22 protein-coding genes and 1 pseudogene are annotated in these 22,730 nt (G+C 68.7%); 10 read left to right on the top strand and 13 right to left on the bottom strand.

Translation table 11 applies throughout. From position 1 onward, the window contains the following. Positions 1–118: 118 nt before the first annotated feature. The gene (pglX, locus tag AB0B85_RS22970) at positions 119–3,571 is read right to left on the bottom strand and encodes a BREX-2 system adenine-specific DNA-methyltransferase PglX (protein WP_357410475.1); all 3,453 of its coding nucleotides are present in this window, start codon (positions 3,569–3,571) and stop codon (positions 119–121) included. Between the two features lie 76 nt (positions 3,572–3,647). Between pglX and AB0B85_RS22965 the strand changes: the two genes are divergently transcribed. Beyond that, the gene (locus AB0B85_RS22965; RefSeq protein WP_357410473.1) at positions 3,648–3,944 is read left to right on the top strand and encodes a hypothetical protein; all 297 of its coding nucleotides are present in this window, start codon (positions 3,648–3,650) and stop codon (positions 3,942–3,944) included. On the opposite strand, the gene AB0B85_RS22960 is transcribed toward AB0B85_RS22965, so the two are convergent. The 4 genes from AB0B85_RS22960 to AB0B85_RS22945 all read right to left on the bottom strand — a co-directional run bounded on the left by AB0B85_RS22960 (position 3,928) and on the right by AB0B85_RS22945 (position 6,063). Continuing rightward, positions 3,928–4,698 carry a DUF2637 domain-containing protein gene (locus tag AB0B85_RS22960; RefSeq protein ID WP_357410471.1) on the bottom strand — a complete coding sequence of 257 codons (771 nt, stop codon included), beginning with the start codon at positions 4,696–4,698 and terminating at the stop codon, positions 3,928–3,930. The genes AB0B85_RS22965 and AB0B85_RS22960 overlap by 17 nt on opposite strands. Next, a complete protein-coding gene (locus AB0B85_RS22955) occupies positions 4,695–5,087 on the bottom strand; it encodes a hypothetical protein (RefSeq protein ID WP_357410469.1) in 393 nt (130 codons plus the stop codon). Before AB0B85_RS22955 ends, AB0B85_RS22960 begins: the two co-directional genes overlap by 4 nt. Positions 5,088–5,437: 350 nt before the next feature. Further along, positions 5,438–5,812, bottom strand: coding sequence for a type II toxin-antitoxin system VapC family toxin (locus AB0B85_RS22950; protein ID WP_357410467.1), 375 nt, complete (start codon positions 5,810–5,812; stop codon positions 5,438–5,440). After that, complete coding sequence (locus tag AB0B85_RS22945) at positions 5,809–6,063, bottom strand: type II toxin-antitoxin system prevent-host-death family antitoxin (RefSeq protein ID WP_357410465.1); 255 nt, start codon at positions 6,061–6,063, stop codon at positions 5,809–5,811. Before AB0B85_RS22945 ends, AB0B85_RS22950 begins: the two co-directional genes overlap by 4 nt. A gap of 284 nt (positions 6,064–6,347) precedes the next feature. Between AB0B85_RS22945 and AB0B85_RS22940 the strand changes: the two genes are divergently transcribed. Next, the gene (locus AB0B85_RS22940) at positions 6,348–7,331 is read left to right on the top strand and encodes an HAD family hydrolase (protein WP_357410463.1); all 984 of its coding nucleotides are present in this window, start codon (positions 6,348–6,350) and stop codon (positions 7,329–7,331) included. Positions 7,332–7,486: 155 nt separating this feature from the next. On the opposite strand, the gene AB0B85_RS22935 is transcribed toward AB0B85_RS22940, so the two are convergent. From AB0B85_RS22935 to AB0B85_RS22925, 3 genes are all read right to left on the bottom strand, one after another. After that, positions 7,487–7,756: a tyrosine-type recombinase/integrase gene (locus AB0B85_RS22935; RefSeq protein WP_357410461.1), complete on the bottom strand. Its 270-nt coding sequence runs from the start codon at positions 7,754–7,756 to the stop codon at positions 7,487–7,489. Between the two features lie 168 nt (positions 7,757–7,924). Beyond that, positions 7,925–8,674 carry an XRE family transcriptional regulator gene (locus AB0B85_RS22930; protein ID WP_357410459.1) on the bottom strand — a complete coding sequence of 250 codons (750 nt, stop codon included), beginning with the start codon at positions 8,672–8,674 and terminating at the stop codon, positions 7,925–7,927. Positions 8,675–8,942: 268 nt separating this feature from the next. Next, positions 8,943–9,467 (bottom strand): GNAT family N-acetyltransferase, encoded by a 525-nt coding sequence (locus tag AB0B85_RS22925; protein ID WP_357410457.1) that lies wholly within the window; start codon positions 9,465–9,467, stop codon positions 8,943–8,945. Positions 9,468–9,583: 116 nt separating this feature from the next. Here AB0B85_RS22925 and AB0B85_RS22920 point away from each other — a divergent pair, with 116 nt between their 5' ends. The 3 genes from AB0B85_RS22920 (at position 9,584) to AB0B85_RS22910 (ending at position 11,163) form a co-directional block, all read left to right on the top strand. Continuing rightward, positions 9,584–10,183, top strand: a complete 600-nt coding sequence (locus tag AB0B85_RS22920; RefSeq protein WP_357410454.1) for a hypothetical protein — start codon at positions 9,584–9,586, stop codon at positions 10,181–10,183. A 62-nt stretch (positions 10,184–10,245) separates the two neighbouring features. Further along, complete coding sequence (locus AB0B85_RS22915; protein ID WP_357410452.1) at positions 10,246–10,548, top strand: hypothetical protein; 303 nt, start codon at positions 10,246–10,248, stop codon at positions 10,546–10,548. Between the two features lie 240 nt (positions 10,549–10,788). Further along, positions 10,789–11,163, top strand: coding sequence for a YciI family protein (locus AB0B85_RS22910; RefSeq protein WP_357410450.1), 375 nt, complete (start codon positions 10,789–10,791; stop codon positions 11,161–11,163). 36 nt (positions 11,164–11,199) lie between these two features. Here the strand turns inward: AB0B85_RS22910 and AB0B85_RS22905 are convergent, their stop codons facing one another. Beyond that, complete coding sequence (locus tag AB0B85_RS22905; RefSeq protein ID WP_357410448.1) at positions 11,200–15,657, bottom strand: HAD-IC family P-type ATPase; 4,458 nt, start codon at positions 15,655–15,657, stop codon at positions 11,200–11,202. Positions 15,658–15,834: 177 nt separating this feature from the next. On the opposite strand from AB0B85_RS22905, the pseudogene AB0B85_RS22900 reads away from it, so the two are divergent. The 5 genes and pseudogenes from AB0B85_RS22900 (at position 15,835) to AB0B85_RS22880 (ending at position 19,208) form a co-directional block, all read left to right on the top strand. Next, positions 15,835–16,135, top strand: a pseudogene (locus AB0B85_RS22900) (hypothetical protein). Between the two features lie 58 nt (positions 16,136–16,193). Next, a complete protein-coding gene (locus AB0B85_RS22895) occupies positions 16,194–17,585 on the top strand; it encodes an MFS transporter (RefSeq protein ID WP_357410446.1) in 1,392 nt (463 codons plus the stop codon). A gap of 51 nt (positions 17,586–17,636) precedes the next feature. Then, on the top strand, positions 17,637–18,290 hold the full coding sequence (locus AB0B85_RS22890) for a GAP family protein (RefSeq protein ID WP_357410444.1): 654 nt from the start codon (positions 17,637–17,639) through the stop codon (positions 18,288–18,290). Between the two features lie 79 nt (positions 18,291–18,369). Then, entirely contained in the window at positions 18,370–18,564 is a 195-nt protein-coding gene (locus AB0B85_RS22885) for a hypothetical protein (protein ID WP_357410441.1), read from the top strand. A gap of 95 nt (positions 18,565–18,659) precedes the next feature. Further along, positions 18,660–19,208, top strand: coding sequence for a YbaK/EbsC family protein (locus AB0B85_RS22880; RefSeq protein WP_357410529.1), 549 nt, complete (start codon positions 18,660–18,662; stop codon positions 19,206–19,208). Between the two features lie 67 nt (positions 19,209–19,275). Here AB0B85_RS22880 and AB0B85_RS22875 read toward each other — a convergent pair whose 3' ends face one another. The 4 genes from AB0B85_RS22875 to AB0B85_RS22860 all read right to left on the bottom strand — a co-directional run bounded on the left by AB0B85_RS22875 (position 19,276) and on the right by AB0B85_RS22860 (position 22,679). Further along, a complete protein-coding gene (locus tag AB0B85_RS22875; protein WP_357410439.1) occupies positions 19,276–19,911 on the bottom strand; it encodes a DsbA family oxidoreductase in 636 nt (211 codons plus the stop codon). A 20-nt stretch (positions 19,912–19,931) separates the two neighbouring features. Beyond that, positions 19,932–20,360 (bottom strand): SufE family protein, encoded by a 429-nt coding sequence (locus AB0B85_RS22870; RefSeq protein ID WP_357410437.1) that lies wholly within the window; start codon positions 20,358–20,360, stop codon positions 19,932–19,934. Between the two features lie 66 nt (positions 20,361–20,426). Continuing rightward, positions 20,427–20,852: a CBS domain-containing protein gene (locus tag AB0B85_RS22865; protein ID WP_357410435.1), complete on the bottom strand. Its 426-nt coding sequence runs from the start codon at positions 20,850–20,852 to the stop codon at positions 20,427–20,429. Between the two features lie 57 nt (positions 20,853–20,909). Beyond that, entirely contained in the window at positions 20,910–22,679 is a 1,770-nt protein-coding gene (locus AB0B85_RS22860; RefSeq protein WP_357410433.1) for a proline--tRNA ligase, read from the bottom strand. Positions 22,680–22,730: the final 51 nt, after the last annotated feature.

Below are 22,730 nucleotides of genomic sequence, written 5' to 3'. Positions count from 1 at the left end.
CTGGAGACGCGGCGTGTTCGTTGACGAGCCACGGTGTGAGGCCGGGAGCGGTTACCCGGCCCTTGCCGGTGGGGGCGTCGAGGACGACGGCGCGTTCGCCGTGTGGCCTGACCGAAGATTATCCGGCAGAACTCTTCGGCGGTCGCCCTCGCTTCGCCGGCTTTGGGCGCCACCTTCTAATACTCTCATGTGTGGCGCCGCTTCGATTGATCCAGTCGTCCAAGGGCATGCGGTTGAAACCGTCGATAGGAGCCGCCTTAATCTCGGTAAGATTGTGGACTTCTAGTAGTTCTTGTGCGGCGGCTGTTAGTGCGATCAGTGCATCGAAATCGTCCTTCCCGCTTGCGAGCGCCTTTTCAATCACAGTCGTCAGAGCGTGGGCTCGTTCCTCATAGTTCCATCCCGACCAGCCCAGAACTGGACCCCCTTCCCTATCATCAACTGCTGGATACGAGAAAAAACGCTCAGACGGCATGTCGATCTTCCCGCGTAGTCGCCAATAGCTGGGTTTCCGGAAGTCCCCCGCCGTGAATTTCGGTGGCACCGCTGTCCTTCTGCGAATATCACGCGCAGCGTGATCGTCTCCGGACGCTCGGGCCTGATCCTCGATCTGCTGTTGTTGCCATGCCCTAACCCAGTCGGCGCGCTTGGATATTCCGCTGTCCTTGTAGCGCAATGCGGCAAGGCAAGGTACGGCCTCGTCTGCAAGTAGCTCGCGCAGAACCTCCACGAAATTTTTGCCTGGCGCGTACAGTGATGCGGCTTCAACTACTGGATCGTTGAGTTGGAGCTTTTCCCAAAGCGACGAGACGGTCTGGACCTGAGAAGCTTGACGGCCATCTTCTCTGTCGTACCAAAGTGCGGGGCATTCGCATTGGTCGAGTAGCCAGTCGCGTAGGGCTTGTTGTTGCATCGCTTCCCAGCTGGGCGTCGCCCACCTCCGTTTGTTTTCGGGGCGTTCGAGCACGTTGAGGTGACCGTGTGTTGCGATCGCCTGAATCCGAGCTTCTACGAGTTCACGATAATGGCGGGGCCAATGATCTGGAATATCGACAACAGGCGCAAAGCCGTGCCGCGTGAACCACTGCGTCGTTTCCCTTCCCTCTCCAACTGCACGAGCAAGCGCGATCTCGAATGCCCGTTCGCCCGGCATTAGGAGGGGGATTTCTGAGAGTCCGGGAGCCAAAGCCTGCTCGGGCAGCAATCCGTAGCGAGCGTAGATTTCCCAGTCCTGCTCTTCGGCAAGGGCGACCATGCGAGCTCGAAGTCTATTCCAGCGCCCGCGCGCCTCGGCTAGACGATGCGACGAAGGGGTGCCGGCAGTAATAGTCTTGGCTGGCGTACCCCCTTCTAACTGGATGGCCAGCCAGGCCAATTCCTCACCAAAGCTTGTGGATAAATCCAGCGGCAGAGGCAGCTCCTTCAACCTGCCGGGGGTGAATTCGTAGACGGCCTCCCATGGCTCGCCACCGCCGCCTGTGCTCTTATGGCTGCTCGACACACCCTTACTATTGCTGACCTGCTTGAGCCAGAAGCAAGCCGTCGAGCTGTTCAGCAGCGCTATCAAATCAGCCCGTTGGGTTGACGAGCTTTGCGGGCCGAGTTCAATGACCGGCGCGGAGGGCAGTGCGATGGTGTCATTTAAAGCGGCAAAGTGGGGGTGAGTTGAGACCCACGCAAAGACAATCCTTAAAGGATGGCCTGCAGGGCTCCCGGCGATGGAATGCCAGTCATACCAAGCCCGGTTGCTTTCGAAATACGATCGTCCCGAGTAGTCCGGACGATTCCCTAACAGGGTGCGGTACGGCCAGAGCCTTTGGTGATGGCCCGGTAACTTGCCGAGGTCGACTGTTTGCATCTCACCCGTGCGCGGGAAAAATGCCGAGCGGCCGGGAATTGCTGTCCAATCACGCACATCGGATCCAGACACGACATCAACTACATATGCCTGCTCGGTGTGCTGCCTCGTCCAGTCGCGGCGAGGTGCGGTAAAGATTTCGTCGGCGCCAGTGTTGGCCAAGTACGAGATGCGTGTGACGGTCTCGCTCAAGATTCGACTGCTGGGTAGGCGCTGCATCACGGCAGATGGTTGGCTTCCGCTCAGCTGCCAAGGAAATGACTGCAGTGCGGCGTGGCCAACGATACGCGATTCGGTCCACCGATCAGCCCCGCCGCCTTGATGCGCGTGGCGTAGAATTGACTGCCAGACTAATCCACTTCCCGGATCGGCTGGTCTGCTTGGCTCGCCGCGGAGGCCTGCGACGATGAGCACGGAGTCTGATTCCAAGTTGGGAACGCTACGGCCGAACAAGATCAGTGTGGGGGTGCCGTGTCCAGGTATGAAGGCGCCTGAGCTGTCCACCACCATATTTAGAGTAACTTGTTCTGCGAAATACTTTTCCACCAGCCTGCGGCCGAACTCGCGCTTTGTGAATGAGTTGGCCACCAACGCGCCTACATACCCTGCTTCCTCCTTGCCTCCGTTGCGGGCCAGTTCGAAGAAGCGCTGAATAAATGGCACCGTCAGGGCGTACTTTCCGACGCAGGTGTCGTAACGCTCGCGATACCGTGCGTTGAGGGCCTGGTCCCTGACTGTGTGGTACGGCGGATTTCCGACCACAACGTGATACTGGCCGGGAGACAGCAGGCTGGGATGCGCATCGAAGCCGTCACCCTCCGCTAGGAGCGAGTCGCCGGCGGCGACATTTATTGTCCAGTCGGCGGTCGGACTCTTCAAGCTTGTTGAACTGCCGTAAGCCTGCCTGGCGGCAACAAGGAGTCTGAACCGGGTGATCTGCGCCGCGAACGGGTTCAGGTCTACGCCGTGCACCGCTCCGAGTGCGCGACGGACTCGTTCAACCTCTGCCATGTTCGGTGCGGCGACAGCCCAATGCCGCAGGAGGCGCGCGAAGGCACCCAACAGAAAATTCCCTGAGCCGCAGACGGGATCGATGACCTTGAGATCTTCCAGGCCGAAGCGCTCGACAGCGGGCTCGAGCGTCTGGTCTAGGACGAACTCCTCTACGAAGACCGGTGTCTGGAGAAGCGCGTACTGACGTCGAGCGCTTTCTGAGAGATCCTGGTAGACCTCGCCAAGGAACCTTGTATCCAGATCCGGGACACGAAGATCGATGGCCGGTTGGCCCCCGCCTTCCTCGTGCTGCTGCCAGAAGTCGATCAGCAGCTGGGCTCCATCCTCGGACATCATGTGGGAATGCGCGGGCCAGAGTTGGGCCGGTGCCGTCGCCAGCGCGTCCGCCAGCGAAGAGAGGCGCGACAGCCACCACTGTCTGGCGTCGGCAGTTGGAGCTGTCCTCGCGATTAGTCCGTTGTCCTCCGCGTAGCGGGCAAAGATCGTGCCGAGCAGCCATCCGATAGCGATTTGTTCCACCTGCTCGTCGCGCCACTCCTCCCAAGGTGCCGCCGTAAGTCCCGCCGAGACTGCCTGGTCGTAGCTCGCGCGCAGCTCCGCGTGGAGTGGCTCCGCGCCGTTGAGATGGCTCGAGACGGATTCGGTCAAGAGTCGGACAAGTCGGTTGAATGTTGACAGCAGGAGGGGTGTGTCGATCATCCCGGCTCCGAAAATTAGGTCTGACGGTGTTAGCGGCGCGCTGTTACTCTACCTCCATGACGACGGAGGGCCCGCTATGACCCAGATCGACTCCTGGCAACTCTTCGCCGTACCGTCTGGCATGGGCGCCGTCGCGCTGGCTGGCGCGCCCTGGCAGGTGGTCATCGTCCTCCTCCTGGTCCTCCCCATCGTCCATCGGTATCTGAGGTACCGCGAGCGTCTGCGCGAGTTGGATGTTGCCGAGAAGGCGATCGACCGCAGTGACACCGACCGCATCCCCGAGCTGATGAGTACCGTCTATCACCACAGGCCCATCGACCGTCGCGATACCCAGCCGACTGTGCAGCCCGCCCCTTCTACTGCTGCGCCTTGATCGGGTGGGATGCGCCGTTGGTTCGGGTGCGTACGAGTTCGTTGGCGATGAGGCGCCGTACGTGACGTAGTGATACGCCCGCAGCGGAGGCAACCTCGATCAGGCTTGCGTCAGGGCGTTCGGCGCGTAGCCGGGCGACAATGTCTGCTGTTCGCTCACCGGATTCCCCACGCCGATCGCGCATGGTCCGGGCGGAACGCCGCAGCGGCGCTGCTGGTTTACCACCTGCCGCCGAACGTTTGACGACCGGAACCGGCTGGACTCCCTCTGTCGGCTTGCCAATCTCCGGCGCGTGCGCTGTTGTTTGCTCGACATTAGTAAGCGCTGGTTGCCGACGGGCGGGGCCGTCCTCGGCGGCCAGATTATCCCGCTGAGATCCCAACTCTAGGACTGGGGTGGATCTGGTCAGCATCTCCACGACCAGCAGCAACGCTACCGCTGGCCACGCCGCCACGATCCGCGCGCCGAGGCTTGGCTCGGCGGCGGCTATGTTCGCCGCCACGCTGGCCGCCACCCCCACCGCGAAAGCCGTCCGGGCCGACCAGCGCACCCTCCGACCGGCGCGCTTGTCCTCGACCATGGCCGCCGACGCGACGACCAGCATCCCGTCGACCGACAGCGGGAGCACGTAGGCGACCTCGGGACGCTCACCGAACCTCAACGCCACGGCGACCATGTGACTCCACGACGACCAGGCAGCAATCCCAGCCACCGCCACCGTGCTCACGTCTCGGGCAAGCCGGGTCGGCGTCATCGAACCACCCCCGACCCGAGCCGTCGCTCGATGGCCCGGACCTCGACGGGATCCACGGACGGACGCCCGTCGATGTCCAGCCGCGTCTGGACATCAGCCCATCGCCGCCACCGCCGGACAACGTCGCTCGCGTCGAGACCAGTCGCTTCCGCGATGTCCGTCAGGTCCGCGCCCGCCCGTAGAGCAGAGTGGATCGTCGAGGGTTGCCAGCGAGTCCACCAGGACACCACCGCAGCGGACAACGCCAGCTCCGCCAGGACGTCATCGAGTCCGGATTCCGGCGTCCGAGCAACGGCATGGTCATGAAGATCGAGAAGGAGTTGGAACGGGTTGATCTCTTCCGCATCGGCGACCCGCACCGGCGGGTCGGTCGGTCGGCCCGGGTTCATCGGGCACCGCCTGACGCCCGTGAGCTGGGCAAAGTCAGCGGTAGCGGGTCACCGACGATCGTGGCGGTGTGGTTCGCATGGTGGTACCTCCGGCCCACCGAAACGGATACCCAGACGGAGGGGTCCAAGATCTGCCCAGATGCAGGTCATGGCCGGTGTCCGGCAGCACTGCCATGCCCGAGCCCGACGCCCCACTGCGTGCCGTTCAGCGAGTGAGTTCGCCCAGCACGTCACGTGACTCCCACTAGCGCTCTGCCGGGCGACGTTCGGTAAGCATCGAGCCGCTGTCCGGCAAGGGGCGGCGCATGTCTCCGCGCGGTTCTTCGGCACGCCGGGACGAGCCCGCCCGATCACGCCTTGAGGACGTCCACGTCGTACAGCGCTATCGACGCGTCGCGGGTGGCCAGGGTCAAACTCTCGGTGATCGCCTGTGCGACGAGCATGCGGTCGAAGGGATCGCGGTGGTGGGGTGGCAGGCGGCCGGCGGCGATGGCGTGGGCGTGGGTCACCGGAAGTTCACGGAATCCCATGTCCCTTACTCGCTCGGCGAGGTCAGGGGGGCCCGCAAGCTTCCCCGCGCTCTGCTTGATGGTGATTTCCCAGAGACTGACCGGAGAGAGGAAGATGTCTGGTTCGTGGCGCAGCTGGTTGAGGAACTCAGTGCCGAGAGTCGCATCGCCGGTGATGGCCCAGAGCGCGACATGGGTGTCCAGCAGCAGGGTCATGCGCCGATGCCGAAGTCGTTGGCGATCTCGGCGTTGGTCTGTGGGGAGTCCCAGTCGCCTGACAGGTCCAGTTGCCCGGCGAGGGAGCCGACTGCGGTGCGGTTGGCCCGTCGTACGAGCGGCACCACCTTCGCCACCGGAGTGCCCGCCCGGTCGATGATGACCTCTTCGCCGCGTTCCACCCGTTCGATGATGCGCGACAGGTGGGTCTTGGCGTCATGCATGTTGTAGTGCACTGCTTCAGCCGACATGATTCAACCTCCTCCTTTAGCTAACAGCTTAGCCAAATCGACCCGATGTCGTCACGAACGCACCGAATGAGCTGGGCAAACCCATCGGCAGCGGATCGCCGACGATCGTGGCGGTGTGGTGCGCATGGTGGTGCCTCCGGCCCACCAGCACTTTCCCGGGTTGATCTCGGTCCCGAGTGCAGCCATCAGTACGGCCAAGCGGCAACGCCGTCTCCTCCTCGCCCAGCACCCGGTCGATGACTGAGGCAGCCTGACGAGCCCGCGCCGGCGGGACGTGCGCGTAGGTGTCGGCCGTCATCCGGATCGTGGAGTGCCCCAGCAACTCCATCACCGTGCACCGCAAGGGCTACCAGCCTCCCCGGACGGTCTGGCGACTGCCCGACGAGGAGATCCGCTTTACCCGCCCGGTACGGTTGTTGACCATGCAGCGGTTGGCGCTCTTCGATCTCGACAACACGCTCGTGGACCGTTCGGAGGCATTCCGGCGCTGGGCGGTCGAGTTCTGCGCCGATCGCGAACTGCCGTATGACGCGTTGGCCTGGCTGATCGCTACGGATCAGGACGGGGCCGTGCCCCGTAACTGGTTCTTCGGCGAGGTGACCGAGCGTTTCGGACTGGCAGCCTCGGTGGATGAGACATGGAGGCAGTACCGACGCCGGATGCCGGAGTTGGTGAGCTGCCCCCAAGAGGTGTTGGCGTCGCTGACACTGCTGCGTGACGACGGCTGGACGGTCGCGATCGTGACCAACGGTCAGGCCGACAACCAGCTAGGGAAGATCAGGCGTACGGGGCTGGACCGATGCGTCGATGCCTGGGCAGTGTCCGGGGAGTTGGGCATCCGGAAGCCAGCACGTGAAATTCTCGAGGCGGCAGCCCGTGGGTGCGGCCTCGATCTGTCCGGCGGGGGCTGGGCGATCGGTGACAGCCCGGTGCTGGATGTCGAGGGTGGCCGCGCGGCAGGGCTTGCCACCCTCTGGGTCAGCCGAGGAAAGGACTGGCCAGCGGAGCTGGCCCCGCCTAACCGCACCGTCACGGACGTCGTGGCCGCCGTTCGAGTACTCCGAGGGAGGCCTCCGCCGAAGGTCATCCGGACCAGCCGCCGGCCGCAGGCGTTTCGGGCCTCACGACGGTTCGGCGGGTCGTGTCGGAATCACCGCGCACGCCCCGAGGTTCCTGAGCCGGGCAACTTCAGGGTCAGCGGATCGCCTGCGATCGTGGCGGTGCGGTTCGCATGGTGGTACCTCCGGCCCACCACACACAGCCTGTGAGCTGTACCAGAGATAAGTTCGAGATCATCGGGCGCAGATTCGGCACAGCCCAGCAATGATCTTCCCTTGGTTGGCATCTACCGGCGGTGCCCCGCAGCCCGCAGGACATCACCGATGACACCGCGCCGCCACTCTCGCCGAGGCCCCCAGTGGACTTATGTCTCCAAGGTGATCCGTAGCGTCTGGTGACGGAGTAGCCGTTGCACATTCTGTGGTTCGGCGTGATTGGTGATCAGCGTCGTGGCGAAGAGGTGCCGCAGCGCGTGAAACCTCCCGTGCTTCTTGGGCCATCCCGCCTTGTCCCGCCACTTGACCCACTCGTTCGACCACGTCCGGTCCGTGAACGGATTACCGCGCGTGGTCCTGAACAACAGCGGCAAGCGTCTGGTGGGACGCGAGTGCCAAGCATCTCCCTTGACGGACACAGCCCTTGGTGGGCTTGTCCTCCGTCGACATGTGCGACACGTTTCCGCCAGCTGATCTGCGACACCTCAGCGTGCTGATCGTGGCTATGGCAGTGTGCCCTCGGGCATGCGTCGATGCATTGGAGCTCACCTGGACTCGGTCTCATCGCCTGGCGGGCAGTGGCCGTCCTACCTCCGCCCGCCAACTCGTGCCAGGTCGAACGCGAGTTCCTGAACCTGCGAAAGTTGTTCGCTGTTCAACCGCCTTGCGTCCCAGGCCACCGCGGCCAGTTCTGCCCGGCGAGGGTGCAACCGTGCGGTGTCGACAGGTGGACCGATGCCGGTCAGGGCGGTCAGGTCGCCGGCCGCAATACCCAGCACAGCCGCGAATGCGGTGACGTACTGCGGAGTTAACGCCGACTCGCCACGTACCACGCGGTAGATCGTCGAGTCTGAGACATACGGTCCACCGCCTACGCGGCACAGCAGCTGTGCGATGTGCGGGCGGATGTTCCGATTGGCCAGCAAACCCAGCACCAGCGCGCCGGGCCCTGCCGGAGATCGCGCCGGCGGCGGGAGCGGCTCGGCAGGGAGGACGACCGGAAGTGAGCGGATGAACTCGTGCAGCCGGTCGAAACGCTTGCCGTACAGGCGCATGGCCGACTGCATCACGTGCCCGACCTGCCACGGACGGGTGCCCCTTGCGGGAGCCAGGTCGGCCGGCACGTCATGACCGGCGATCACGAACAGGTCCGCTGCGTGGAAGCCCAACGCAGGTGCCACACGACGCAGCAAAAGGGCATTGACGTGGCCGCCGGCCAGCACGGCGTCTAGCTCCGGTACGGACACACCCGCAGCCCGCGCCACCGCTGCCGGATCGGCCCGCCTATGCGCCAGCAGTCGCCCTAACAGCACGTCGAAACCAGGCAACTCCATCACAGCAGCCAACTGTAAGCAGCAGACTCTCGAGCCTGCCAGGCCAACAACCCCTCGTGGCGCCGGACGGCAACGCACTGTCCTCGGCTACGACAACGACAGGACGTTTCGTCGGCGGCCAACCTGCCGCCTCTAGGTCGCTGGATCTGTCGCACCTCAGTTGGCGGACGAGTGTCGCGGATCTGTTGTCGGATCACAGCCCTTGGTGGGCTGCATTGCTGGCTCCATGAGATCAAGGCATGCCTCCGGCGGGGCCAGAAGGCGGATGTCGTCAGAGCGGTAGCTCGTAACGACTGACGAGCGTTCGCATGCCGCCGTCGCTGCGCTGACCCGGTGCACCCCCGACTTCGACATCACCGCGGTGGTGAAAGCCAATGGCCTCGTAGTAGGCCCGCAACCCAGGATTGGCGGCCACGCAGTCGAGCCGCAGCGCAACGGCGTCTCGGAGGCGCGCTTGATCGACAGCCCAGGCCACGATGGCGCGTCCTGTACCCGCGGCCCACCGTTCCACCGCCATGCGGTGCACGTATCCAGCTCTGCCGGCGCAGTCGCTCCACAGAGGGTCGGACCAGTCCAACGTCACCGTTCCCGCCGCACGACCGCCGGCCCGTACCAGCCAGGTCTCTCCGCGTTCGACGGACGGCGTTATCCACTCCGTGTCAAATCTATCGGGCCATTGCCGGATGCCAGAGGCCATCAGCCAAGCCGCAGCGTGGTCGAGCACCGCCACGACCTGCGCCACCTCGGCTGACGTCGCACGAACGAACTGCAGATCCCCGTGTTCCCGGCTCGTCATGAACCAATGATCCAGCACGAGCCCGTGTCACGAGGTCCGGCCGGGCTGGCCCCGGCCTGCTGGCGACCTCCGGTCGGCATGGGCCGGGCGCGGACACCTACTACAGCGATCGTTCGGTGGCGATCACCGAGGCGGGCAAGGCGGACTCCGTGATCACCGCGTACGGCATGATCGCCCAGAGGGCGGAGACGCCCCCGGTGAGCGGCGACCACCTGTGTCGCGGATCGGCCGCACCCGGTCAACGACGTTATCCATCCGAATCGCAAGCGCTGGGAAGAACAGGACTGGCCATGACGGTTGCCGAAGGACATGACGAACAGGCAGGTCAAGGGTCCCGACGATGGCGGGTGGAGGTCGCCGCGCTCGTCGACAGCCTGTCCGTCCACTTCGACCAGGAGGTGGAGCTGGTCAACCTCACCGAGATGGAGGACGCCTTCTCCTGTCTGCTGCGTGGCCCGGCCGTCCCCACGTCCGGGTTCCAGTTGACGTGGAAGGGTGTTCTTGGCATGGAGATCATTGACGGCCGCCCCGACGTGGCCCTCTCCATGTTCTTCTTCAGTCGCGGCGAACGCATACGCCTGGCCACCCATCGCGGCAGCTACGTGGAGCTGCTCCACGAGGGCCCGCTGGACGGCACCGGCACCTGGCGTGACCTGGGCTGGACCGAGGACTCCCTCGGCGAGTTCGACGCCCACGACGAGTGGCGGCCCGTCTGACATCGGCCAGCGGCCACCAGTGACGGACTGCCCTGTGCGCACGAGCGTGTGATCCTGCTGCTGTGGACATCTGGGAGCACGACGGTCGGCTCTACGAGATCAACTCGTTCTACAGCCTGCCTGACGACGCGTGGCAGTACGAGCTGGTCGGACTGACCGGAGCACCGGGGACCGGGCCCTGCCTCATCGTCACGATTCCAGACGCGACTCGGGACGATGGGCCGTTCACACCGCGCCCGGCAGGCGACGTGATGGTCAGCTGTAGCGGTGAGGTCCCCTGGCTCATGCTGCGTCGCTTCATCGACCTGATTGAGTCGTCAGGCGACGTCGTCCAGGATTCGACAGGCGGCGTCGGGCACAGCTAGCGGCCACCGACAGGTCCGGCGGGCCGCAGGTAGCGGGCCACCGGGAAGGCCTGCCGCCAGCCGAGTCCCTTGACGTACCCCGTGCGGGCGCGATCTGCTCGGGCGACGGACACGGCGAGCGCCGGGCCGGCGAAGATTCCGCAGAAATTTTCCGGTGCGGCGTCGAATCCCGGGCACGTCGTTCGTAGTGAAGATGAGAGGCGGCCGGAGGGTGGCCGCCGGGACCTGGGAGTCGCGAGCATGCCGCAGTACCTGATCTCGTTCAATGATGGCGCGATGGACCACATCCCCGCCGAGGAGATGCCGGACGTGGGTAAGTCCTCGCACGCGGTGGTCCAGGAGGCCGTGACCGCCGGCGTGTGGGTGTTCGGCGGCGGACTCGAACGGCAGCAGGCGAGCATCGTGTCCACCGACGGTACGGTCACCGACGGCCCTTACCCGGAGACCCGGGAGGTCGTCGGCGGGTTCGCGGTCGTCGAGGTGGCCACCCGCGAGGAGGCGCTGGCGTGGGCTGCCAAGCTGGCCGTCGGCTGCCGCTGCGCCCAGGAGGTCCGGGAACTCATGCCCGACCCGGAGACAGCGGCGATGATCCGCGCGGCTGATCGTCGGGGGTGACCTCGCGACGGGGTCTGCCTGCCGATGGTTCGCGGCTCAGTTCTCGGCACCCCTCGTGCCGTCTCCGTCCGCCGCTGTGGTGTCGGGTCGGACCGAGGGCACGTGTGCCATCAGCTTGGTGAGCGCGCCGTTGGCGAAGGTCGCGCCGAGCGCCGAGCCGGCCCCGATGGTCCAGCCCACCGGTCCGAGCGGGGTGCAGCCGAAGAACTGGCTCACCCCCGGCGTCTGCACCACCACGACGAGCACACCCAGTGACGCCGCCGTGGAGGCGAGCACTGCCGGGCTGGTGCCGCCGGCCAGGATTGTCTGTCCGAGTTGGGTGCCGACCAGGGAGACGAGGGCGACAGTTCCGGCCCGCTGGCGGCGTCCGGTGTAGCGGGCCAACGTCCAGCCGGCTGTCGCGCCAAGCGTTGTCGCTGCCGCCCGGAGGCCGATCTCCCTGGTCAGGCTCTCGCCGAGCGCCGTGTCCGGGCCTTCCCGGAGCAGCGCGTCGGTGCGGTCCGACGCGGGTGGCCGGACCGCGATGGCCAGCGCCGGCGCCAGGTCGGTGAGCAGGTTGACAAGCAGGAGTTGGCGGCCGGTGAGCGCGGAGCGGCCGGTCGCCGCGGCGGTGAGCACACTGAACGCGATCTCGCCGAGGTTGCCGCCGACCAGGATGCTGAGCGCGTGCCGCACCGACGACCACATGGCCCGCCCTTCGATCAGGGTGGCGATGATGGTTTCCAACCGGTCGTCGGTGACCACCAGGTCGGCTGCGGCCCGCGCCGCCGGGGTGCCCCGTTGGCCGAGGGCGATGCCGACGTCGGCCAGCCGGATCGCCGGCGCGTCGTTGGCACCGTCACCGGTCATCGCCACGGTCCGCCCGCACTTCTGCAACGCCTGGATGATCCGCACCTTGTGCGTGGGCGTGCAGCGGGCCACCACGTCGGTGTGGGCCAGCCGGTCGGCGAGCGCGTCGTCGTCCAGTTGGTCGAGTTCACCGGCGGTGACCACCCGCTGCTCGTCGTGCTCGCTGATGGTGGCCGCGATGGCTTCGGCGGTGGCCGGATGGTCACCGGTGATCATGATGGTGTGCACGCCGGCCTGCCGGATCCGGCGGACGGCCGGGGCGGCGCTCTCCCGGACCCCGTCCGCGAGGGCCAGGAAACCCACGAAGGTCAGCCCTCGCACGTCGGCGTCTGTCACCTTCGAGTGGTCCACCTGGCACTCGGCGACGGCCAGGATCCGGTTTCCCGCTCCGGCCCGATCGGCGAGCACCCGCTCCAGCTCCGCGCGGCCGGCGTCGTCCAGCGGCTGCTGACTGCCGTCCATCCGCCGAGCCGAACAACGCGGCAGCACTGTCTCCGGGGCACCCTTGACACTCAACAACAGGCGACCGTCGGTCTCGCCGATGCTCGCGTGATAGCCGCGGGACGGTTCGAACGGCAGCCCGCCGGCAGGCCGCCAGCCCGCCGCACCGGTCTGCTCCACCACCCCGGCCACCCCGGCACCCCGCCGGACCGCCCGGTCGGTCTGCAACGCCAACTCCTCCGGGTTGGCTGCGGCGGGGGTGGCGCGCAGCGCCGCGGCAAGTGTCAGCCGGAGCCGGTCGTCCAGCCGGTCCACCGAGGCGTACCGATCGCCCACGCCGTCGCCGACCCCGGCGAGCAGCAACTGGCCCTCGGTGAGGGTGCCGGTCTTGTCGAAGCAGAGCACGTCCACCCGACCCAGCGCCTCAATGGTGCGCGGATTGCGCACCAACGCGCCGTGCTCGGCCAACCGCCGGGCGGCGGCCAACTGCGCCGCGCTCACCAGGAACGGCAGCCCCTCCGGCACCGACGCCACGGCGAGGTTCGCCGCGGTCGCCGCCGTTTCGGCAAGGGGTACGCCCCGCAGCAGGCCCGCGCCGGCCACCGCTATCGCCGAACCGGCGGCCAACGGGATGGCCGCGCTGGTCAACGAACCGAGCCGGGCTTCCACCCCACTTGCCGGGGGGGCCTGTCGAACCAGTGCCAGGCTGCGGCCGGATTCGGTGTCCGACCCGGTCGCGACCACCACGGCGGTGCCGTGGCCGGCGGCGACGGTGGTGCCCTCGTAGAGCATCGAGTGCCGGTCGGCGATGGCGGCGGCCACCACCGGCCGGTTGGACTTGGCGACCGGCAACGACTCGCCGGTCAGCGACGATTCGTCCGCCTCCAGGCCCACCGATTCGAGGACGCGGCAGTCGGCGGGCACCGAGTCGCCCGGCTCCAGGGCGATGACGTCCCCGAGGACCAGGTCCTCGGCGGCGAGAACCTGCTCGGCGCCGTCCCGGCGCACCCGCGCGGTCACCGCCGACCGGGACAGCAGCTCCGCAAGTGACCGTTCGGTGTTGCGTTCGTGCACCGCGCCGATCAGGGCGGACCCGCCGACGACGCTGCCCACCAGGGCGGCGTCGACGAGCGATCCGAACGAGGCGGACAGCACCGCCCCGGCGGCGAGCACCGGGGTGAGCGGGTTGGACAGCTCGTCCACGAAGGCACGCAGCAGACCCCCGCTCCCCGCGCCGGTGCCGCCGTTCCCGCCGGCGGCCTGGTGTCGGCGCTGCGCTTCCGCGCTGGCCAGGCCGTCGGGCGTGGTCCGCAGATGGTCCAGCACGGTGCCGACCGGCATCAGGTGCCAGGCGGTTGTCACAGGCGCCGGGGTGTCCGACTGGTCGTGCAGCCTGCGGGCCTGCCAGACCCCGTTGGCGAAGGCCAACCCGGCCGCGCCGTTCACAGCGACGAGTGACCGGCCGGGCAGTTCGGTCGGCGGGGCCGTCAACGCGCCCAGCGCCCCGAGACCGGTGCCCGCCATGGCCAGCCTGATGTTCTGCTGGGCCGTACGCCGAGCCACCCCGGTCGCCTCGATCACCAGGGCCACCACCCGCAGGTCGGCGCCGACGAGCAGATGCGCGCCCCACGGCGGTAGGTCCTCCGGTGCGGCGAACCCCAGGCCGCAGTCGGACGCCCCGAGCGCCTTGCGGTCCGCCGAAACCAGCATCACCACCGCGCCGTCGCGCTGCAACGCGCGGACCGACTCGGCCAGTTGGTCTCCGCCGGGCAGCAGCGCGTCGGCGAAGCCGTACCGCTGCTCGTCGCCGCCGGCCACCACCAGGCGCAGTCCGGCGTGCCGGGCGGCGGCGGGCAGATCGTCGACGCCGGGCGCGGGTTCCGGCTCGACCCGCAACAGGGCGGCCAGCCGGTCACCGTGGGCGAGGCCGAGCAGGTGGCCGCCGGCCGAGCGCAGCCGGTCGCCGTCCGGTACGGGGTCGTGAGCCGGCATCTCGTCCAACGGCCCGAGCCGCCAGCCGTCCGCCGCCCGGGCCCCGGCCGGATCCTCGGGGTCGAACAGCGCGAACGCCCGCTCCGCCACCTGGTCGACGTCCGCACCGGGCACGGGCGCCAGATCGGCAAGCACGCCCCGGTCCGAGCCGAGCACCGCGGCGTCCAGCACGAGCGTGTCGATCCGGTCCAACTCCCGCAGCACACTGCGGTCCATCGCGATCACCCCGCGCCGGGCCAGCATCCGGCCGAGTTGGGCGCCATACCCCTCGCGTCCGCTGCCGGGCGCCTTCGGTAGTGCGGACAGGCCCAGCGCGGCGGCCCGCTTGCGCCCGGCGAAGGGCAGCGCCGCCGCGCCGGCCGCCGTACCGCCGGCGAGGGCCCGGTTGATGTACCGCTCGACCGCGCCGTGCGGCTTCGGTCGGGGACGGTCGGCTATCGGCCACCGGGCGACGGCCCGCTCGGGGTCGCCGGTCAACCGCGGTTCGGCCTTCTCCCAGGCGGAGAACTGGGCCCGGTCCTCGCCCCACTCCACGAGCCGTTGGGCGCCGTCGAGGACGATGCCGGTCCAGCGGCCGGTCAGGCCCTGCACCACCGCCTCGGCCAGCGGAAAGAGGACCTCGGCGCGCGGGTCGGAGCGCAACGCCTTGCCGAGGAACGCGTGCAGCTTCGGTTGCAGGTCGACAGCGGCCAGTGCGCCGGCCACCTCGGCGGGCAACGGTGCGAACGGCAGGATCCGGGTGGCCGCCCAGAGGGTCAGACCCAGCGCGTCCGAGGCGAGCGCGCCGAGGGTGCGCGGGTTGTGGGGGCCCTCCTCCGGGGGGTGCGGGGGTGGGACCTCGGGGTCGGGTTCGTGGTCGCAGGTCCACTCGACGCGGCTGATCGTTGCGATGAGGTCGTCCAGTTTGGGTTCGGGGGCACGCACGGCCACCACGACCCGCCCGGACGGCGCGTTCACCCTGGCCCAGGCCACCCCGGGCATCCGCTCCAGCGCGCCCTCCACCTGCCGGGCGAGCCGGTCGCCGCCCTCCTGGCACACTCCGTGCACCTCGATGTGGTGTCGACCGGGACGGGACCAGACCCGACGCCGGGCGAGCCCGAGGGACCGGGTCAGCCGGGTCGCGGCCGACCCGACGGTCCGGGACGCCCCGCCGACCAGGTGCACGCCGAAGGACGGCAGGATGCGGCCGGCAGCGCGACCTGCCGCCGTCATCGAGGCGTACGGCTGGACGGGCGCCGGCCCGGCTCCCTGCTGCCGCTGGTCCTGACCTTGGCCATCTCGTCCTCCCGCCGCCGCACGTCCGGCGGCCTGGCTTCCCGACCTGCCGTCCGTTATGCCCGTCGAGTGGTGGAACTTTCCGTCGTTGCCGAAGCATGGACGGGTGGACCTGTGGAATCCGATGACAATCACCGGAGATGGGGAGGCCGGAATGAGCATGCTGACGCGACACCTCAGTGGTTCGCAGGCGAACGTCCAGATGTACAGCCGGCGGATGGACCTACCAATGCTGGGCGAGGTGGCGCTGCCGCCACCCGACAAGGTCCTCTACTACACCGGGATCGGCGTGCTTGCCGCCCTGCAGCTCATCGAGTGGCCGCTCGCTGTGGTGATCACCGCCGGTCACCTCCTGGCGGACCAGCATTTTTCCGGACTGGCGCGCGGGCTCGGGAGGGCGTTGCAGGACGCCTGACGAGAGCCGGGTCACCGCCGATTGACTTGAATGCGGGTTGAGGTCGCATGCTCGGTCCATGCCGAGCACCGTCGCCCCCGCCATACCCGCCGCAGCCGGGCTGTTCGCACCCCGGCTGCGGGCGATGTCGGTGGGGAGCGTCGCGCTGATCTCGTTGCTCGCGTTCGAGGCGTTGGCAGTCGGTACGGCGATGCCCACCGTCGCCCGCAGCCTGGACGGGGTCGCGCTGTATGGGATCGCGTTCGGTGGCCCGTTCGCCACCGGCGTGCTGGCCATGGTGGTTTCCGGCATCTGGTGCGACGCCAGAGGCCCGCGAGGTCCGATGTGGCACGGCGTCGCCTGGTTCGTGGTGGGGCTGCTGATCGCGGGGACCGCCCACGCGATGGGTGTGCTTGTCGTCGGGCGGGCGGTGCAGGGGTTCGGCTCCGGGCTGCTCTCGGTGGCGCTCTATGTGATCGTCGGGCAGGCGTACCCGCAGGAGCTGCACCGCAAGATCTTCGCGGCTTTCGCGGCGGCGTGGGTCGTACCGTCACTTGTGGGGCCTGCGGTCGCCGGCCTGATCGTGCAGTACCTGGGCTGGCGGTGGGTCTTCCTGGCGGTCCCGGCGGTGGCCGTGCCGGCGGTCCTGCTGATCCACCCGGGCCTTCGGTCGCTGGGTCGGAGCGTGGCGACCGGTCCGCCGGCCGGGGCGGTGGCGCGGATCGGCTGGGCGTGCGGTGCCGCCGTGAGTGCCGCGCTGCTGCACATCGGGGGCCAGCAGCGCGGCACCTTCGCTCTGGTGTTGATCGTGATCGCCGTGGCCGGCCTGCTGGTCTGTGCGCCGCGACTGCTACCGGCCGGCTTCCTTCGGGCGGCTCGCGGGTTGCCGACCGTCGTCGGGTTGCGCGGGCTGGCGTCGGCGGCCTTCGTCGGCGCCGAGGTGGTCATCCCGTTGATGCTCTCCCGGGAGCGGGGCCTCTCGCCGACCGCGGCGGGGCTGGTCCTCACTGTCGGCGCGTTGGCCTGGTCGGTGGGCTCCTGGTTGCAGGGTCGGATTCCGGTGCCGGCGTCCCGGGCCAGCCTGCCGCGCGCCGGGCTGACCTGCATCACGCTCGGCACCGCCACTGTCGCGCTCGCCGTTCGGCCGGAGCTGCCAGTGAGCGTCGCGGTGGTCGGCTGGGCGGTCGCCGGCCTCGGCATGGGACTGCTCTACCCGTCGTTGTCGGTGCTCACCCTGGAGCTGTCCGCCCCCGGCGAGCAGGGCCGCAACAGTTCGTCGCTGCAACTGGGCGACTCGCTCTTCGCGGCGACAGTGCTGGCACTGACCGGGGCCGTGCTGGCGGCGGGCAGCGCGCCCGGCCCGGCGAGTTACACGCTGACCCTCGCGGTGGCGGCCGGCCTCGCGCTGCTCGGGGCGCTGTTGGCCGGCCGGGTCGTGGTGGGCTCGGGAGCACCTCGCCACTCCGGGTGATCCGGGGAAACGGCCGCAGCCGAACCCGCCGGGCCGGGAGGATGACGGGCGATGAGCTTCCTGACCGTCCTGCCGCTCGCCGTGGTGATGGTCGCCGGATCCCAGCTGGTCGTGGCGGTCTTCCTGGCCTCGTCGAACCGGCCCCGGGCGGCGTCGCTGGGCTTCCTCGCCGGGGCCGGCCTGGTGGTCACGGCCGGAGTGACGGTGAGCTGGCTGTTCACCCGTTGGTTGGGTGGATTGGCCGCCGACGCCAGTGCCGTGGCCGGCAAGGTCGATCGCGGTCCCGCCATCGACCTGGTGATTCTCGCGCTGCTTGTTTGCCTGGCCGTCGTGGTGTGGGTCCGGCGCAACCGGTCCGGGCCGCCCAGATGGTTGAAGAGCATCGAACGTGCCGAACCTCGGGCGGCGATGCGACTGGGCGCGTTGCTCTTCGTCGTGACACCGACCGACGACCTGACAATGGCCGCCGTCGGCGCGAGCGTGGCCCGGCACGACCTGGCGTGGTGGCACCTGGTGCCGTTCGTGCTGCTCACCGTGCTCCTGCTCGCCCTGCCCCTGCTGGCGTTGCTGCTGCTCGGGGACAGCGCGGCCCGGGCCCTGACCCGGATGCGGGAGTGGGCCGAGGGGCATTCCTGGCTCGTCAACGAGATCGTGATCGCATTCTTCGCGCTGCTGACCGTGCTGGATCTGATCCGCTCGGGGTGAACCGCCTCGCCACACACGTACGGGGGAACGGGGTGGAAATGAGAGCAACAACGGTTCACGTTCGTCTTACGGTGACGCCATGTTCGCTGTCGTCACCACGGTGATCCTCTACGTCTTCGGTTTCGTCTTCCTCTACGGCGTGATCCGGCTGGGTGTCCGGCACGCGATGGAGGACCTGGAGCTGCAACGGGCCAGGGCCCGGCGCGAGGAGGAGTTGGCGGCCGCCCGCGACCGCTCCTTCATGCGCGACAACGCGTTCCTCGCCGGCAGTTGAGTACCGGATCGGTTCGGCCCGGACCGGTGGCGTCCCCTGGTGGTCCGGGTGCCGCCGGGCGGTTCAGCGTGGCGGATGCGAGGATCGCACCCGTGATGGGAACGCTGAAGACCGAACCCGCCCGCGCCCGCCTGGACCTGCTCGCCCCGCCGGTGGCGGAAGCCGTCGCGCAGTGGCCCGCCGACGCGCCGGTGGACGTCAACGAGGTGCTTGTCGCGCCGATCGACGCCGAGCTCGCCGACACCGCCGCGTTCTGCGCGGCGTACGAGGTGGGGCTGGACGTGTCGGCCAACTGTGTCGTGGTGGCGGGCAAGCGTGAGGGTGTGGTCCGCTACGCGGCCTGCATCGTCCTGGCCACCACCAGAGCCGATGTGAACGGGGTGGCCCGGCGGGCGCTCGACGTCCGCAAGGCGAGCTTCGCTCCGATGGCGGACGCGGTCGCGTTGACCGGGATGGAGTACGGCGGCATCACCCCGATCGGGCTGCCGGCGCAGTGGCCGATCCTTGTCGACTCGCGGGTCATCGCCACCCCGCACGTGATCATCGGGTCGGGCGTACGGCACAGCAAGATCGCGTTGCCGGGCCCGGCGCTGGGTGCGCTGCCCGGCGCGCAGGTGGTGGAAGGGCTGGCCAGGCCGGCCTGACCAGTGGCCGGCATCGATGTTGTTGCACGTGAAACATTGTGATCATCGATGCCGGCGTCCCGATGGCTCAGTGCGCCGCAGTCTCGCGCTGCTCGACCTCGGTGAGCGCGGCGAGCAGCGTCTGCACCTCCTGCGCACCGGCGACCGCGTACTTCCCGGCCAGCACGAACATCGGCACGCTGGTGACGCCGAGGTCCCGAGCGGTGGCCAGTTGGGCTTCGACGTCGGCGACGCGCTCGTCGGAGTCGAGGAATCGTCGTGCGTCGGCCGCGTCCAGACCGATGTCACCGGCCAGCGCGGCCAGCGCCTCCCGGGAGCCGACATCGACGCCCCGGTTGAAGTGCGCCTGGTAGAGCGCCTCCACCATCTCGGCCGCCCGCCCGTGGTCGGTGGCGTAGGAGACCAGCCGGTGCGCGTCGAACGTGTTCGCGATCACCGCGCGGTCGTAGTCCAGCCGTAGACCGTCACCCGCCGCGACCTGGGTCACGTGATCGACCATCTGCCGGGCGCGCTCCGGACCACCGAACTTGCCGGCGAGCGCCTCCACCAGCGGAAGAGGCTCGGGCACCGGCGACGGGTCGAGCTGGAACGGCCGGTAGCGGACCGTCACCTCACCGTCGTAGCTGGCGAGGGCCTCGTCCAGGCGGCGCTTGCCGATGTAGCACCACGGGCAGATGACGTCCGCGTAGATCTCGATCTCCATGATCGGTGGCAACCTCGTGGTCAGCCGAGTTGTTCCCGCACCTGACGCTTGAGCCGGCCCAGGATCGCCGTGCCGCCGCGGATCCGTAGCGGGCTGATCGCCTGGGCCAGGCCCATCCGCTGATAGAGGTCGTCCGGTACGGCAAGCACCTGCTCCGGGCTCGCGCCCGCCAGCCCTTCGGCGAGGATGCCGGCGAACGCCCGGGTGGTCGGCGCCTCCGGCGGGCAGTCGAAGACCGTCGCCACGGTGCCCTCCGCTGTCACCTTGGCACGCAGGAAGAACGACGTCTGACACTCGGGCACCTGTTCCATGCCCTCGCGTTCGACGGCACCCTGCGGCAGCACCGGGATGACGTCCGCGTACTCCAGGAGCATCTCCAGCACCAGGTCGCGCGGCGCGGCGGCGAACTCGTCGACGATCTCGGCCAATCGGGCCGGCATGTCAGCCATGCGTCGAGGCTACCGCCGTCGGGCGGAGCGCCTCCCGCAAGCCGACCGGTGCCGGCCCGACCTGCCTCAGACGGTGGGCGACTGCTCGCTGATCTCGCTCAACGCGCTGGTGGGGTCGAGCTGCATGGCCAGGTCGCCGAGCGAGACGATCCCGACCAGCTTGCGATCGCTGTCACAGACCAGCACCCGGCGGATCCCCCGGTCCCGCATCAGCGTCGCCGCCTCGCCCGCCGTGCAGTGCTGCTCGATCATGACCACCTCGCGGGTGACGATCGAGCCGATGGTGGTGGCCGCGGGGGAGCTGTTCTCCGCCACGGCCCGCACCACGATGTCCCGGTCGGTGAGCATGCCGGCCAGACTGGCGCCGTCGGTGACCACCACGTCGCCGATGTCCGCCTCCTTCATCACCCTGGCCGCCTCGTCCAGGGTGGTCTCCGCCGGCAGGTACACCACCTGCTTGGTCATCACGTCACTGACCCGGTAACCGGTCATGAGAGCCTCCGAAGACGTTTACACCCGATCCAACTGCACTACCCGTTGACGCGGCAGCTACACCAGGTTCTCGCGTTCCGCGCGCACCTCGTGGACGAGCCGGTCCACCAGCCCTGCCAACGGCGGCTCGGTGCGCCCGTCGCCGGCCCGCTCGCGCAGTTCGACGTACCCGTCGACGAGTCGGCGGCCGACCACGACGGTGCGGGGGATGCCGATCAGCTCAGCGTCGGTGAACTTCACCCCGGCCGAGACGTGCGTGCGGTCGTCGACAAGCACCCGCAGGCCGGCGGCGGCGAGCCGTCCGCCGAGCTCCAGCGCCGCGTCGAGCTGCGGACCCTTGCCCGCCACCACCAGGTGTACGTCGCACGGCGCGACCGCCGCCGGCCAGACCAGCCCCCGGTCGTCGTGGTGCTGCTCGGCGATGGCCGCGACCGCCCGGGAGATGCCGATGCCGTAGCAACCCATTGTGGGCCGGACCGGTTTGCCGGCCGGTCCGAGCACGTCGACAGCGAACGCGTCGGTGTACCGGCGACCGAGCTGGAAGATGTGCCCGATCTCGATGCCCCGCCGGATGGTCAGCTCGCCGTCGCCACAGTCGGGACAGGGATCGCCGGCGCGTACCTCGGCGGCCTCGATAGTGCCGTCGGGCGTGAAGTCCCGCCCGCAGACCACGTCGGTCGCATGCCGCCCCGGCTCGTTCGCCCCGGTCAGCCAGGCCGAGCCGGACACCACCCGCGGATCGACAAGGTAGCGGATGCCCAGCTTGTCGAGCACCTGCGGGCCGAGGTACCCGCGGACCAGCTCCGGATGCGCGGCCCACTCGTCGAAGACGGCCACCTGGGCCGGTTCCAGCGCGGCGCCCAGCCGCTTCAGGTCGACCTCCCGGTCACCGGGCAGCCCGATCACCAGCAACTCGGCCCGCTCGGCACCCGGTTGACGAACGGTCAACACGACGTTCTTCAACGTGTCCGCGGCGGTCCAGCCGTCCCGGCCGCCCAGCCTGCGGGCGTTGGCCAGCTCCACCAGGCCGGCGATGGTCGGGGTCTCCGGGGTGTCGTACACCTCGGCGGCCGGCGGCGCGGCCGGATCGCTCGCGGCGGGTGCCCGGGTGACCACCGCCTCGGTGTTCGCCGCGTAGTCGCAGGCGGTACAGCCGACGAAGGTGTCCTCACCGACCGGTGTCGAGGCCAGGAACTCCTCCGACGCCGAGCCGCCCATGGCACCGGACATCGCGTGCACCACCCTGTACTCCAGGCCCAGCCGGTCGAAGATCCGCTGGTACGCCGCCCGGTGCCGGGCGTACGCGTCCCGCAACCCCGCGTCGTCCAGGTCGAACGAGTACGCGTCCTTCATCAGGAACTCCCGGCCGCGCAGCACCCCGGCGCGGGGGCGCGCCTCGTCGCGGAACTTCGTCTGCACCTGGAACAGCGTCACCGGGAAGTCCCGGTACGAGGTGAACACGTCCTTGACCAGCAGCGCCGCCACCTCCTCGTGGGTGGGCGCCAACAGGTGCTCCACGCCGCGCCGGTCGGCGAGGGTGAAGAGGAGGTCGCCGTACTCCGTCCACCGGCCGCTCGTCCGGTACGGCTCGGCGGGCAGCAATGCCGGGAAGTGCACCTCCTGGTCGCCGATCGCGAACAACTCGCCACGCACCACGTCGGTGATCCGGTCCAGCACCAGCTTGCCCAGCGGCAGCCAGGTGTAGCCGCCCGGCGCGGCGCGACGGATGTAACCGGCGCGCAGGAGAAGCCGGTGGCTCGGCACCTCCGCGTCGGCCGGGTCCTCGCGCAGGGTCCGGAGCAGCAGGGTCGACATGCGCAGCAGCATGCGCGCAGCGTAGAGCCGTGCGGACCGGCCGAGCGACCCAATTCGTCAGTG

Source organism: Micromonospora sp. NPDC049044 (genome assembly GCF_040649215.1).
Taxonomy (GTDB): domain Bacteria; phylum Actinomycetota; class Actinomycetes; order Mycobacteriales; family Micromonosporaceae; genus Micromonospora.
Note: the sequence above shows the minus strand (reverse complement) of the source record. Positions and strands in the feature narration are given on the sequence as shown.

What these genes read in the sequence shown, in the direction of transcription:
- AB0B85_RS22880 (WP_357410529.1), top strand. Translation starts at nt 18,660, where the DNA reads ATGGGAACGCTGAAGACCGAACCCGCCCGCGCCCGCCTGGACCTGCTC.
- AB0B85_RS22945 (WP_357410465.1), bottom strand. Translation starts at nt 6,063, where the DNA reads ATGTCGGCTGAAGCAGTGCACTACAACATGCATGACGCCAAGACCCAC.
- AB0B85_RS22860 (WP_357410433.1), bottom strand. Translation starts at nt 22,679, where the DNA reads ATGCTGCTGCGCATGTCGACCCTGCTGCTCCGGACCCTGCGCGAGGAC.
- AB0B85_RS22910 (WP_357410450.1), top strand. Translation starts at nt 10,789, where the DNA reads ATGCCGCAGTACCTGATCTCGTTCAATGATGGCGCGATGGACCACATC.
- AB0B85_RS22885 (WP_357410441.1), top strand. Translation starts at nt 18,370, where the DNA reads ATGTTCGCTGTCGTCACCACGGTGATCCTCTACGTCTTCGGTTTCGTC.
- AB0B85_RS22870 (WP_357410437.1), bottom strand. Translation starts at nt 20,360, where the DNA reads ATGGCTGACATGCCGGCCCGATTGGCCGAGATCGTCGACGAGTTCGCC.
- AB0B85_RS22960 (WP_357410471.1), bottom strand. Translation starts at nt 4,698, where the DNA reads ATGACGCCGACCCGGCTTGCCCGAGACGTGAGCACGGTGGCGGTGGCT.
- AB0B85_RS22955 (WP_357410469.1), bottom strand. Translation starts at nt 5,087, where the DNA reads ATGAACCCGGGCCGACCGACCGACCCGCCGGTGCGGGTCGCCGATGCG.
- AB0B85_RS22865 (WP_357410435.1), bottom strand. Translation starts at nt 20,852, where the DNA reads ATGACCGGTTACCGGGTCAGTGACGTGATGACCAAGCAGGTGGTGTAC.
- AB0B85_RS22875 (WP_357410439.1), bottom strand. Translation starts at nt 19,911, where the DNA reads ATGGAGATCGAGATCTACGCGGACGTCATCTGCCCGTGGTGCTACATC.
- AB0B85_RS22905 (WP_357410448.1), bottom strand. Translation starts at nt 15,657, where the DNA reads ATGACGGCGGCAGGTCGCGCTGCCGGCCGCATCCTGCCGTCCTTCGGC.
- AB0B85_RS22965 (WP_357410473.1), top strand. Translation starts at nt 3,648, where the DNA reads ATGACCCAGATCGACTCCTGGCAACTCTTCGCCGTACCGTCTGGCATG.
- AB0B85_RS22950 (WP_357410467.1), bottom strand. Translation starts at nt 5,812, where the DNA reads ATGACCCTGCTGCTGGACACCCATGTCGCGCTCTGGGCCATCACCGGC.
- AB0B85_RS22925 (WP_357410457.1), bottom strand. Translation starts at nt 9,467, where the DNA reads ATGACGAGCCGGGAACACGGGGATCTGCAGTTCGTTCGTGCGACGTCA.
- pglX (WP_357410475.1), bottom strand. Translation starts at nt 3,571, where the DNA reads ATGATCGACACACCCCTCCTGCTGTCAACATTCAACCGACTTGTCCGA.
- AB0B85_RS22895 (WP_357410446.1), top strand. Translation starts at nt 16,194, where the DNA reads ATGCCGAGCACCGTCGCCCCCGCCATACCCGCCGCAGCCGGGCTGTTC.
- AB0B85_RS22890 (WP_357410444.1), top strand. Translation starts at nt 17,637, where the DNA reads ATGAGCTTCCTGACCGTCCTGCCGCTCGCCGTGGTGATGGTCGCCGGA.